The sequence below is a fragment of the Paenibacillus sp. FSL K6-0108 genome (genome assembly GCF_045040695.1).
Classification (GTDB): domain Bacteria; phylum Bacillota; class Bacilli; order Paenibacillales; family Paenibacillaceae; genus Paenibacillus; species Paenibacillus pabuli_B.
This window is the reverse complement of record NZ_CP150288.1, coordinates 2,278,471-2,290,863: the sequence shown is the minus strand read 5'-3', so window position 1 is coordinate 2,290,863 and position 12,393 is coordinate 2,278,471. Positions and strand designations below refer to the sequence as shown.

Sequence of the window (12,393 nt, the reverse complement as noted above, 5' to 3'; positions counted from 1 at the left end):
CAAAAAAATTGCCCTTGTCCTCTTCCTGCATGGTACAATAAGGGCAGTCAATGCTTTCCAGAAAAGGAGCTGCGTCTTTGTGTTCATCGATGTATTCAAATATGCCCTAATCGCCATATTTGCCCTGGCCATGGTCTGTTCGGCTCTGAACAGCATTCGTTCGCGCGGAACCACTGATCCCATCGCCACAGGTCTTTATCGCTCATGGACCAATATCTGGATGGGCAGCATGATAATTATTCTTGCCCTGATCCTGATGTTTGTGTTTACCGGTTCTACGTTATCCGTCATCGTGGAAGCGCTATTTCTAATTATCGGAGCGTACAATTTGTTTGCCGGGTTACGTAACCGCAGTTACTATGCACGTCTTCAGCAACATGCAAACAATGAAACGACCAAGACATCCGGACAATCTGTCTGATACATTAATTCGGGATGGCTTGCGACAAAAAGAGAGTATTCTCATGTATCGAATAAGCTTTAGCGCAAGGTGATTCCAGGATACAATGCGCTATTTCGATAAGAGATACTCTCTTTTTTCAAAATATGATATTTTTCAAACCCAAGATCAATCGCATTTCTAAGCATGATCAATGGATTGCAGAGTCATCACCGCTTTGCATACCACATTCCCATCACGGGAAATAACAATATCCATTTTGCAGGTCCGACGGCTTGTCTCCAGAATAATGGGACGGACCAGAATTTGATCTTCAATCTGTACGGGACGAACAAAATACGTTGTTACATTATCCACAATATGATCGTTTCCTGTAACGTCCCAGGCTGCACGCCGTCCCGCCTGTGTCATTACATTCAGCAAAACACCTTCCGAGATGGTACCGAGGTCTGTTGCCATCTGCGGAATGATAAATCCATGGAAAAACAATTCGTTCTGTTCTCCCCGCTCCTCGGCAAATCCGTTCCAGATCAGATGATCAAACGTTTCTCCAAGCTGTGGCTGCTTCTGTGCATCACGCATCGCCTGCAGCACTTCCCTACGCGTGACGGATGCAATCAATTTACGGTTCCGATCCACAATCGGCAGGAAGTCAATTCCCTCCCATGTCATGATCTGTGCAGCCGAAGCAAGTGAGGTTTGCAGTGAAGCTGTAATCGGGCGGCGTACAACACATTTCTCTATACTCTGATCCTCTTTTAGCTCGCTAACATCTTTGAGACTTACAATACCGATAACCCGGTTCCATTCATCCACTACAGGGAAGCGATGCTCTCCCGTCTCCGAAACCAGCAAGTGAAAATCCGCGGCAGAACTGGTCACTTTGAGCACCTGAATTCGGGGTTTCTGACCGATGATATCCTCTACAAGCATAATCTTTTTCTTAATCAGTCGATCAAAGATCGCGCGGTTAATCATTGAAGCCACTGTAAACGTATCATGTCTGGAGGAAATGATGGGTAGACCCAGTTCATCCGCCATCACTCTCACTTCACGGCTTGTACCGAAGCCACCTGTAATCAATACCCCTGCGCCCTGTTCAAGGGCAAGTGAATGGGCATTGTCCCGGTTTCCAACAATCAACAGGCTTCCTGCGTCAATGTAACGGGCCATGGCCTGTTCTTTCATCGCACCGATCACATACTTGTGAAGCGGTTTGGCCAGACCGTCGCTTCCACCCAGCACATGACCTTCAACAATGGTTACCACGTCGGCAAAAGTCAGCTGCTCAGTCATGCCGCGGGGCCTTTTCTCAATCCTCACCGTCCCGATTCGTTCCTTGGTGACGACAAGACCAAAGTTTTCCGCCTCTTTTACCGCCCGATACGCTGTTCCTTCGCTTACGCCAAGCTCCCGTGCCAGTCCGCGCACCGATATTTTACTGCCTACCTTCAGCTGTTCAATATGTTGAAGCAATTGTTCATGCTTCGTCACGTTTTCTTCCTGTCCGTCCATCTGTACCACCCCCGAAGATGCATCTGTACTATTCTGTATCTATTATAACACGACCTTAGGAAAATAACCCCATTCTACTCTCCTTTCTCCTAAAGAACCACGAACATTGATCTAAATTATAGGAACAGAATTACGGTTATCAAAAAAAGACCGGTCCCTTTCATAAAGGGAGTCCGGTCTTACTTGGACAGCTAACTGATAGAATCATCTCTGTCACCATGTCGCATGTGATCCAAACCTTATACAGACTTGCTCTGCTCCTGCTTGTCCACCAGTTTCATCTCCCACTGCCGCAACTTTGCCCGCCGAACAGCCTCCAGTGCACGCTTCTTCTCTTCATCCACACCAAGAATAAAATGCAGATGTGCACCAACGATTAATAACGAGAACAGCACCCATACGATGCCAAAAATATTAACCCAGTCCATTCCACCAGCAAAGGAAATCCGCGGCAACGCGATAACCAGCATTGACAATGCGATAAGCAGATAGATCACATGTTTTGCTTTTTTCAACCTTTTCACCATTCACAGCTCCTTCGTTCTTGATCGACTCTATATGTCTAGTCTATGAACGATAAGAAGCAAATATGAGAGGTTCAGTTAAAAAAGGGACAAGGTTTAGGCCTCAGCACCACCGTACAGATGACCCAGGCTGTCTGCAATAATTTTGTTTACGTCTTCGATAATGACACTCAGGCGACGTTCAGCGTCAAACAGACGACGAATGTTCAGGTTGAGGCTCAGCACTTCAAACAGTTTCTCCATTTTCTCCATCTCGTCCGGTGCAGGCATATCCCCACTCATCATCCGTTGTTGCAATTCCATCTGTTGATCACGGAAATTGTCCAGCATAGCCTTTGCTTCCGGATCTGTTTCGATCAGCTTCATCGCAGAAGTAATTTCTTCCACCTCAGTACTTTCTCTCAGTGCTTTGGCCAAATCATTGGCTTTGTCATAAATGTTCACTATAATTCCTCCTCAAGTTGGGTTGTTCTTCTGTTATCCATTCGCTTTCATTCGAATTCTCATCGCACGTTCATCCGTGTTAATACACGTATTTCACTTCCGTCAAACAAAGCTTATGGAAACATGCCATGCATGAGCTGTCGAGCATCAAATGCATTTAATCCAAATGGGTCAATCACCAAGGGTTATATGTCCTCATATGATGAAGCACATGCCATGTTCAGATGCCGCTCAACTTCGAGATCAGACATCAAGCTGCCGCCCGGAAGGAGATCCGTGATGTCCACTAAAAAAGTAACGATTCAGGTTACCGGCTCGGGCATCCTGCAGGACGACGTCATCATGCTGGGTGAAGGGGTGCTCAAGGCACTTAAAATACCTTCGGGAAGGCCGCTTCAACTGCAATTCGGCTCTTTCCGCCGTGAAGTCACTGTCATCCCTGTTCCAAGGTATGACGGTCTACGCATCAATCAAACGGTAGCCAGCAAAACCGGCCTTGTTCCCCGTTCGGTTCTGAGGATATCCTATCGTTCAGCCAGCCGTACGCTGCGTCTTGGGCCCCACATCAGTGTATTGGTCAGCCGGGATTATCCCGATCAGCCCGATCGGCCCTTTGGCTCCATCACGATGTTCTGTCAAGAACTGGTGAACGCCTGCCGGAAGAAGGGCGCCTATGTATCCTTTTTCACACCGGAGGATATTGGAGCGGTAACGGGTTATATGAAAGGCTGGGTGTACGATGACGGCTGGAAAAAGACTGTTCTGCCTATAGCAGACGTCGTCAATAATCGGCTGACGTCCCGCAAGCTTGAGAACAAACCTAGCGTACAGCATTTTATGAAAGAAGTAAAATCGCTCTACGGTACACAAACCTTCAACGAAAAGTTTCTGGACAAAAATGAAGTATTCGATGCCTTGAAGTCCATTTCAACACTGAAGAAGGTACTGCCGGAATCACATTTACTCAAAGCTTCTGCTACGCTTAAAACAATGTGCAACCGATATCCGGTTGTCTTTCTAAAGCCGGTTCGCGGGTCGCTTGGCAAAGGAATCATTCGGGTCTCCCGTCAAAGTGACGGAAGCTTTCTTACGCTCGCCACTGGCGTTGGAGGTACCCGCAAACAAACATATGCTTCTCTGGATAAACTTTATGCCAGTCTGTCAGGAAAAATGAAAACGACACGTTATCAGATCCAGCAGGGTCTAACCCTTATCGATAATAGTGGCAGACCCGTGGATTTCCGTGCGCTTGTGCAAAAAAACCGCACAGGTAAATGGAGTGTTACTTCCATCGTCGCACGTATTGCAGGGGGCAGCCACTACGTATCCAATCTGGCACGTGGTGGAAGTCTCAGTACCGTTAAGGAAGCAGTAGGTAAAACCCAGTTGTCCGGTTCAGCCAAAGCTTCGGCTTATGCCGGTCTGCATACAGCTGCGCTGGATATTGCCAAGGGCATAGAGGGGGCCATCCCCGCCCATTTTGGCGAACTGGGCATCGACCTGGCCATGGACACCAGCGGAAGGGTCTGGCTGCTTGAAGTGAACTCCAAACCATCCAAGAATGATAATACGCCACTTAGCGAGAGCAAAATCCGGCCTTCGGTCAAAGCGATGCTGGAATACTCGACCTACCTGGCCGGATTCTGAAGAGTCATCCATTAGAGGAGGTGCAGCAGGATGTTCCTGAAACATCAGACAAACACAGTAGCCATCCTAGTTCGGGCAACAGAAGGCTCGCCTCCTTTCGTGGATGAACTCTTCTGTCGTCGTCTCAGTTTGGAAAGCCACCGTTACAATCTAAATATAATCGTGTTGGCTGTAGCGAATAGACCCAGCGCATCCCGGCTCACATACGGCTATGCATTCGACAGAGGAGAATGGAATATCGTCCCCCTTCCTGCTGTGAACCTGATTATGAATCGGTGTCTGCAGCCGCTCCCCAGGACATTCAAGCAGCAGCTTCAGCAGCTAGTTTCCTCAGGCAGCGGACACCTTTGCCGTTACTGGTCTGCTTCCTTGCCTGGTAAATGGAAGGTATACCGCGCCTTGTCTGCTGAACCCAGACTGCGTACTCTTCTTGCGCCTACGACACTCCTTCAGTCGGATACTTTATGGGAGCAGTGGCTGGAGCTCTGGCCGAAAGGTATTTTCTTCAAACCTGTTTCGGGCACCCATGGCAAGGATACGTTTCGCCTTTATCGCGAAGATCACCACCCCTTCTGGAAAGTGGAGGGAAGAAATAAAGACAATGAATTCATTCACCACACATTTGAACGTCGCCAGGATGTCTCTGCCTGGCTGGACTTACAGAAGGCCGGTAAAAAGATGATCTTACAGCCATATCTGGAACTGAATCATCATGGACGACCGTTCGACATTAGGGCCTTGGTGCAAAAAAATGGGCAAGGACGCTGGTCTTTAACCGGATGTATGGTACGGGAAGGACCAGCTGGCTCACTCACTTCCAATTTGCATGGAGGGGGAAAGGCATACCCTGTGCAGCCTTATCTGCTGGACCGATACGGAAGGGAACAGTCCAACACTCTGTTGGAGTCGATCAGGCAGGCTGCTGTACGCATCCCTCTTCTGTTAGAAAGTCGATTTGGCAGGCTGGCCGAACTAGGTCTGGATTTCGGAGCAGATGTTCAGGGGCGCCTTTGGCTGCTCGAAGTGAATTCGAGACCAGGACGTTCCTCGTTTACAGAGGCGGGCGACCCCCGTATGCACAGTCTGGCCTACACCCGACCGCTTGCCTATGCCCGTTATTTGCTGCAGCAACATGTTCTCACGGACGGGAAGCGTCCAATGAAAATGCCGAATACATCCAGCACAGCTGGCCTGAAACCCGTCCCGATTCACGGCAGTTGAGGCACAAAGCGCCCCGCTGGCCATGGAGCCGAAGGATCTTTTCAGGATAGGAGGATAAATCATGAGTTTGACCTTTTGCAATCTGCATTTCACACAGCAGCCGGATAAAGTGGTTTATGTATCCAACGCATTAATGAAAAGCCTCAATCTATCCGGCAAAAAAACGATTCATTTGCGGTTTGGCCGTGACCGGGTTCCCGCAACCATCAAACCGATCAAAAAGGCAGGCAAACATCTTTATCTCGCTTCGGGCATACGCAATCTGATGAACGTTCCGAAACGGGGCAGCATCTACCTCCGCAACTTGCAGAACGATGAAGTCCAATTGGGTCCGCTGATCGGCGTACTGTCTGACGGACCTTCATCTGGTTCCAATCCGTTTGGATCCCGTACCGGTTTTATCAAACAACTGCTCCGCGAAGGGAGCCGTAAATCCTATATTTATGCGTTCACCCCAAGGGATATCAACTGGCAGAATGAAACGGTATCCGGTTTTTTCCTTAACGATAATGGAAGCTTTAGTCGTAAAACGGTACCCCTGCCAGATGTCGTATACAACAGACTGCCCAGCCGCCGCTCAGACTTCTCACCAGCGATCAATCAATTGCGGGATCGATTCGTCAGACGGAAAATTCCTTTCTTCAACTGGAGTTTCTTCAATAAGTCAGATATCTACAATTTGCTGGAGAATGATCCGGCAGCAGGAAGATATATTCCTGAATCCATCACCAATCCGTCAGTAGAGCAGATGAAAGAAATGCTGGAGCGTCATCAGTTTGTTTATTATAAGCCAACAGCAGGAAGTCTGGGCAACGGCATCTACCGACTGACCTATTCGCCAAAACGTGGATATTTCGCTCGTTATCGCAAAAAAGGCGGCAACGCCCTGCTCCGATTCGGCTCATTCAACAGCCTGATGCGCATGCTTCAAGGCAGGCACGGTAAACAGCTTCGCGGTTATGTCGTTCAGCAAGGCATCCGGTTAATTGAGATTGATGAATGCCCCATTGATTTTCGTTTTCACATGCACAAAAATGGCAACAATCAATGGGTGGTCGTCGGCATCGGCGCCAAAAAAGCCGGTCGAGGCAGTGTAACCACGCATATTAAAAACGGCGGCTCCCTGATGACCCCTGAGCAGGCACTCAAACGCAACTTCGGAGATCGCTCTGGAGAAGTGCTTCAGCATGCCAAATCTGTTGCTATTACACTCGCCCAGGCGATTGAAACCCAGCACCAGCATCTGATTGGTGAAATAGGCTTTGATCTGGGCATTGATCAGGAGGAACACGTATGGATGTTCGAAGCGAACGCCAAACCCGGTCGGTCCATTTTCCGTCACCCTTCGCTCAGGCTGGAAGGAAAATCATCGGTGGAGCACATCCTGGAACATTGCCTGTATTTGAGCAAATTCCGGAAGAAAGACGGCATTTGATGAGCTTGCAGGATGATTTTAGACCCATCATTGCCATTCTGACCATGCATGATGATCAACGGATGTTCAGAGGAAACCAACAGAACTTCCTGGATATTGTGCAAACGGGCGAAAATATGGGATATGTGGTGTACGTCGTGACTGTAAGGGATTTAAACGTGAGCGGCCCCACCGTAAAAGGATACACGTACAACAATGGGAGCGGGAAATGGACTTCACAGTCCTTCCCTCTTCCCCATGTGCTCTACAATCGGATTCCCAACCGGGAAGATGAGCGCAAATCTTCAGTACAACGCAAAATTGAAGAATGCATGCGTTCCGGCATCGAACTGTATAACCCGTTTTTCTTCAATAAATGGAATCTGTTCGAATGGCTAAAGAAATCCAAATCCACCCAGCAACTGATTCCCTATACTCGCCGGATGCGAACAGCCTCCGCTCTGGGGACGGTGCTGAGATCATATCCTTACCTGTATCTGAAACCCGAGAGCGGCAAGGCCGGAAAAGGCATCATGATGCTCAAGTTCCAGGAAAAAGAACGCCTGCCTTACCGGCTTAAAATACAGAGTGCCCGAAAGAGTACCACGTACAAAGCGGCAACTCTCTCCAAATTATGGGCAAGAATTCGCAAGGAAACCGGTCATACGCCCTATATCATGCAGCAGGGTATTGAGCTGGCCTCGTCCCACAAGCGTCCATTCGATCTGCGGGTACTCGTGCAGAAAAACGGCAAGGGTCAATGGAGCGTAACCGGTGTTGGCGCCCGTCTCGCCGGCTCTCGAAGCATTACCACCCACGTTCCGCGCGGAGGCACTGTGGAGGACCCGGAGAAGCTGCTCACCGATCTCTTCGGAGAAGAAATGTCGAATACTCTGATGAAACGGGTAAAATCCACTTCATTGTTGATCGCAAGACAAGTGGAACGGGGCTCAGGGCATACGCTTGGCGAAATGTCCATGGATTTGGGTGTTGACGATCTGGGTGAAATCTGGTTTTTTGAAGCGAATGCGAAGCCGATGAAGTTTGATGAACCGCAGATCCGGCGGAGGTCATTAGAACGTATTTTTCAGTACAGCGCCTACCTTGCCCGTCAGTCCAAACGATGATGAACAGGAATAACTGCAAAAGAAGGTGATTGTTTGTGTCCTCACCTGTTCTGGGCATTATGACGCTGTACTTAAATGAACATCGCGCTCTGGAAGAACGGAGCATATACCGCAGAATGATCCTTGAAGGGCGCAAGCGGGGACTCGATATTTATGTGTTCACACCTGCCGATGTACATCCAGGAGGCAAAAAAATTGAGGCAATGGTCTTCCATTCGGATAAAGGCTGGTCCCGGGAATGGCGTTCATTTCCGGATATCATCTTCGACCGATGCCGCATACAGCGAAATCGCAGATTCCAGCAGCTGCTTGCCTTTCGTCAAAAGTATGGTCACTTGCTCTTTCTCAACCGCCCATTACGCAATAAATGGACCATACATCAGACACTCTCGGCGAAGTCAGCCTTTCGCGAGCATTTGCCCGATACTTTCCTGTATCAGGATATGTCCGATGTCAATCGAATGCTGAAGGCCTCCCCCCTAATCTATCTGAAGCCCATTAATGGAACCGGAGGGCGCGGAATTCTTCGCATCGAACGAAATGGCAGCGAGGCCAATACGGTTCTTGTTCAGGGACGGGACCAAAAACGCAAGATCATCACCCCGCGTAAAGTCCATCTGTCACGTCTCGGCTCACTTCTTCAGAACTGGAATATGAAAGACAAATACCTGGTTCAACAGGGTATTCAACTCCAGCTTCCGAATGGCCGTGTTCATGATTATCGAATGCTGGTCCAGAAAAACGGCGAAGGACAGTGGGAACTAACCGGATGTGCAGGACGGATGGGCGCTGAGAAAAGTGTTACCTCGAACCTGCATGGCGGTGGTCAGGCCATAGCAATGAACAAACTGATGAAACAATGGATTACGGATGAACAGCAGCGAGCCGAAATTTACGCCGCGGCTGAGAAATTCGGAATTGATGTTGCTACATTTCTGGAAAATACCTATGGCAGCTTGTGTGAACTCGCACTGGATTTGGCGATTGACAAAAGTGGGCACATCTATCTGCTCGAAGTGAATCCAAAACCCGCACGTGAGGTATTCGCTCGCATTGGTGAGAAGGATATCTATTTCAAAGCGATCACCCAACCATTGGAGTACGCCTTGTGGGTATACCGCAATCACGCAAAAGCAATACGTCCCCCTCAAGGCGTGAAGGTAACCAAACCGGTCAAACGCGTAAAAGGTAAATCTGCCACCCTCAAGAGGACCAGAAAATCCCGGTTAAGACCATAAGACTTCATCCGCAGTGAAATGCATCCTATTTGAACCAAAAAACCGACCTCCCCAACGTCCGAATGGACTTGGAGAGGTCGGTTTTTCTACTCGGCTTCCCGATATAAACGAAGCAGTTCCGTAAAATCAGAGATTAGTACATCTGATCCTGCAAGTTCTTCATTTCTTCCGAACCCTGCATAGGCACAGCCGATGACGGTCTGGTTGTTCATTTTGCCTGCCTCCACATCAGAAGAGCGATCCCCTACCATCCATGCATCCTGAATCCGATGCTTCTCAAGCAGGATCTGAACCAAGTTCACTTTGGAAGGGGTTTTGTACTGTCCTGCACTATAAACGCCTTCAAAGAGCGGCATGATCTCATGGGCAAAGGCCACGCCTTTGACGTAATCCTCCAGCCCATTGCTAGCAACAAATAACCGCACGCCCTGTTCTTTCAACGCTTCCAGCGTCTCTTTGACTTGGGGATACAGGAGAGAGCTTCCCCCATCCAGCCCTTCAATCTCCAACTGAAGAAGCAGTTCGTCTGCACGGCGATGGGCTGCAACGGAAGCTTCAGGCATAACCACTTTCCATATATCTTCCAGCAACATCCCTAAACTTCCCAGCATTCGTTCTTCAGGGGGAGTCTCTCCCTCATAATGCCCTTCGGCCCGCAATGTATCAAACAACTGATGATAAGCTGGCAACAGCAGTGTTTCCGTCTGAAACAATGTACCATCCATATCAAAAATCATCGCTTCCGGTTTTCGCAATACCGTCTCTTTTGTCATGTCCAATGTTCCTTTCGGATTGGGATATGTATTCGGAATCGTTCCCCTTCCATGATAAACATAAACGTTTGGCAGTGTAAACCGCGCAATGTAAAACATAATGTATCTTCAAGGTCATACACTATTCACAAACATTATACAGAAGTTAATCAAACTATGTACATTTGCACTTTCTTTAAGTATAATACTGAAAAATAGTTCTTTAGACACCCAACCCAAAGAACCACCCAAGCGATCATTCAAGTTTTTTCGACAAATACATATACCCCAGGGAGAGGAATAACAAACATGAAAAAGCACAGGACCTTCAAAATTTTTTATAAGATTGGTTTGGGCTATTTGCTCGTACTTGCTGTGTTGGCAGGTTGCATTCTTTTAATTCAAAACAGTACCAGCAAGCTTCAAAGCGAATTGGATTTTCTCGTAGATCACGATATGACTGTACACGCCCTTACTTATGAAATTGAAAAGAATATGGTGGATATGGAGACAGGTCAACGGGGTTACGTTATCACCGGGCAAGAAAATTACCTCGCCCCATATACCAATGGAAAAGAACAAATGGTTACACTCAAAGAACAGCTCGCTGCTTTGATCTCGGACAACCCATCACAGCTGAAGCTTCTGGAAGATGTACATAGTACTATGGAACATTGGATTCAAGTTGCGGGAGAACCGGTTGTTGCACTGCGCCAAGCCGATGATCTTCCTTCTATCCAACAGTTTTTCGAAATAGATCCCGGAAAGACGGACATGGACCAGATTCGGCAATCCCTGAATACGTTCCGAACCAATGAACTGACTCTCACCGAAACCCGTACAGAAGAACTGAAACAGAAAAACAAGTTGCTCAACTTGGAGTTGTACGGAGCCCTGTTCCTTGTTGCCTTAATCTCGGTCATTGCTGCCTTAATCCTGTCCCGATCCATTGTAAGGAACATCCGTACAGTGACACGTGCGCTGAATGATATCGGCTCCTCCAATGGGGATCTGACCCTGCGAATTGCCACGCCGATGAAAGATGAAACACGGGAGTTGGCCGAGGCGGCCAATTCCATGCTCTTTGGTTTGCAGCAAATGATGCTCGATATTCAAAGCAATGCCGCTATTCTGAGCACAGCTTCAGATCGACTGGATAAAGGCGTGTCTGACAATCATATCGCAGGAAAAGAGGTCGCCGCGGCTATGGAACGTGTTGCTGAAGGTGCGGATGAACAAGTTGCCCTTGCTCAAACCATGGTCGCTGCGATGGAACAATCTGTCATCGGACTTAATCGGGCAGCAGCTTCAACTGCAGACGTCGCGGAACGTGCTGTACGCACCGAATCCATTGCCGTTGATGGACAAGAGCGTATTGATAATGCCGTAGGGAAAATAACGTTTATTGAGCAATCTTTCCTCTCTGTACAGGAAGCCATTAACGAAATATCCGAAATGTCTGATCAAGTAATCAACATTGCCGATTCCATGTCGGGAATCGCTAGGCAAACCAATTTGCTCGCACTCAATGCCGGAATTGAAGCCGCTCGTGCGGGGGAACACGGACGTGGATTTGCTGTCGTTGCCTCTGAAATCCGCAATCTCGCAGATCAAAGTGCTGTGTCAGCAAAGGAAATTACAAGCATATTGGAAACCGTTGTAACCGGAGTCCAAAGTACGGCACAAGTTGTGGACGAAAGTACGCTCCATGTCAATGAAGGATTACGGACAATTGAAGATGCAGGGCATGCCTTTACAAATATCACTCAGCATATTCATGATCTTAGCGGTGAGGTTCAGGATGTATCGTCTGTTATAGAACAACTGACAAGCGGCAGTGAAACAGTGATGAAGTCTATCAACGAAGTCTCAGCCGTAGTTGAGGATACCGCATCAGCCACGGAAGAAGTATCAGCTATGACTGAAGAACAACTTGCTTCCTTGCTGGAAATGAAGGACACCTCAAAGCAGTTAAATGAAATGTCAGATGCGCTTGATCAGCTGGTTAACCGATTCAAGCTGTCTTAACTTTATAGAACAGATTCAAATATCACAAAGAAGCAGACCCTCTTCCACGAGAATCTGCTTCTTTTTTTCAAAAGATAAAAATT

Annotated in this window: 11 protein-coding genes; 7 read left to right on the top strand and 4 right to left on the bottom strand. The window is 48.1% G+C overall.

Annotated elements, in window-relative coordinates; translation table 11 throughout:
- The first annotated feature begins 79 nt into the window (after positions 1 to 79).
- On the top strand, positions 80 to 421 hold the full coding sequence (locus tag MHB49_RS10655) for a YtpI family protein (protein ID WP_405156096.1): 342 nt from the start codon (positions 80 to 82) through the stop codon (positions 419 to 421).
- Positions 422 to 580: 159 nt separating this feature from the next.
- Here MHB49_RS10655 and MHB49_RS10650 read toward each other — a convergent pair whose 3' ends face one another.
- The 3 genes from MHB49_RS10650 to MHB49_RS10640 all read right to left on the bottom strand — a co-directional run bounded on the left by MHB49_RS10650 (position 581) and on the right by MHB49_RS10640 (position 2,883).
- Positions 581 to 1,915: a DRTGG domain-containing protein gene (locus MHB49_RS10650; protein ID WP_247901805.1), complete on the bottom strand. Its 1,335-nt coding sequence runs from the start codon at positions 1,913 to 1,915 to the stop codon at positions 581 to 583.
- Positions 1,916 to 2,154: 239 nt separating this feature from the next.
- The gene (locus MHB49_RS10645; RefSeq protein ID WP_029880748.1) at positions 2,155 to 2,442 is read right to left on the bottom strand and encodes a hypothetical protein; all 288 of its coding nucleotides are present in this window, start codon (positions 2,440 to 2,442) and stop codon (positions 2,155 to 2,157) included.
- A gap of 93 nt (positions 2,443 to 2,535) precedes the next feature.
- On the bottom strand, positions 2,536 to 2,883 hold the full coding sequence (locus MHB49_RS10640; RefSeq protein ID WP_247901804.1) for a YlbF family regulator: 348 nt from the start codon (positions 2,881 to 2,883) through the stop codon (positions 2,536 to 2,538).
- Positions 2,884 to 3,162: 279 nt separating this feature from the next.
- On the opposite strand from MHB49_RS10640, the gene MHB49_RS10635 reads away from it, so the two are divergent.
- From MHB49_RS10635 to MHB49_RS10615, 5 genes are all read left to right on the top strand, one after another.
- Positions 3,163 to 4,530: a YheC/YheD family protein gene (locus MHB49_RS10635; RefSeq protein ID WP_247901803.1), complete on the top strand. Its 1,368-nt coding sequence runs from the start codon at positions 3,163 to 3,165 to the stop codon at positions 4,528 to 4,530.
- A gap of 30 nt (positions 4,531 to 4,560) precedes the next feature.
- Positions 4,561 to 5,751, top strand: a complete 1,191-nt coding sequence (locus MHB49_RS10630) for a YheC/YheD family protein (RefSeq protein WP_405156095.1) — start codon at positions 4,561 to 4,563, stop codon at positions 5,749 to 5,751.
- A 61-nt stretch (positions 5,752 to 5,812) separates the two neighbouring features.
- Positions 5,813 to 7,186 carry a YheC/YheD family protein gene (locus MHB49_RS10625; protein WP_247901801.1) on the top strand — a complete coding sequence of 458 codons (1,374 nt, stop codon included), beginning with the start codon at positions 5,813 to 5,815 and terminating at the stop codon, positions 7,184 to 7,186.
- Positions 7,186 to 8,292, top strand: a complete 1,107-nt coding sequence (locus MHB49_RS10620) for a YheC/YheD family protein (protein ID WP_405157100.1) — start codon at positions 7,186 to 7,188, stop codon at positions 8,290 to 8,292. The genes MHB49_RS10625 and MHB49_RS10620 overlap by 1 nt, the downstream gene beginning before the upstream one ends.
- Before the next feature lie 35 nt (positions 8,293 to 8,327).
- Positions 8,328 to 9,530: a YheC/YheD family protein gene (locus MHB49_RS10615; RefSeq protein WP_405156094.1), complete on the top strand. Its 1,203-nt coding sequence runs from the start codon at positions 8,328 to 8,330 to the stop codon at positions 9,528 to 9,530.
- A gap of 86 nt (positions 9,531 to 9,616) precedes the next feature.
- On the opposite strand, the gene MHB49_RS10610 is transcribed toward MHB49_RS10615, so the two are convergent.
- The gene (locus tag MHB49_RS10610) at positions 9,617 to 10,303 is read right to left on the bottom strand and encodes an HAD hydrolase-like protein (protein ID WP_405156093.1); all 687 of its coding nucleotides are present in this window, start codon (positions 10,301 to 10,303) and stop codon (positions 9,617 to 9,619) included.
- A 288-nt stretch (positions 10,304 to 10,591) separates the two neighbouring features.
- Here MHB49_RS10610 and MHB49_RS10605 point away from each other — a divergent pair, with 288 nt between their 5' ends.
- A complete protein-coding gene (locus MHB49_RS10605) occupies positions 10,592 to 12,310 on the top strand; it encodes a methyl-accepting chemotaxis protein (protein ID WP_405156092.1) in 1,719 nt (572 codons plus the stop codon).
- Positions 12,311 to 12,393 lie beyond the last annotated feature (83 nt).

Coding starts and splice junctions, on each gene's coding strand:
- MHB49_RS10625 (WP_247901801.1), top strand. CDS start 5,813: ATGAGTTTGACCTTTTGCAATCTGCATTTCACACAGCAGCCGGATAAA.
- MHB49_RS10605 (WP_405156092.1), top strand. CDS start 10,592: ATGAAAAAGCACAGGACCTTCAAAATTTTTTATAAGATTGGTTTGGGC.
- MHB49_RS10645 (WP_029880748.1), bottom strand. CDS start 2,442: ATGGTGAAAAGGTTGAAAAAAGCAAAACATGTGATCTATCTGCTTATC.
- MHB49_RS10635 (WP_247901803.1), top strand. CDS start 3,163: ATGTCCACTAAAAAAGTAACGATTCAGGTTACCGGCTCGGGCATCCTG.
- MHB49_RS10620 (WP_405157100.1), top strand. CDS start 7,186: ATGAGCTTGCAGGATGATTTTAGACCCATCATTGCCATTCTGACCATG.
- MHB49_RS10610 (WP_405156093.1), bottom strand. CDS start 10,303: ATGACAAAAGAGACGGTATTGCGAAAACCGGAAGCGATGATTTTTGAT.
- MHB49_RS10650 (WP_247901805.1), bottom strand. CDS start 1,915: ATGGACGGACAGGAAGAAAACGTGACGAAGCATGAACAATTGCTTCAA.
- MHB49_RS10630 (WP_405156095.1), top strand. CDS start 4,561: ATGTTCCTGAAACATCAGACAAACACAGTAGCCATCCTAGTTCGGGCA.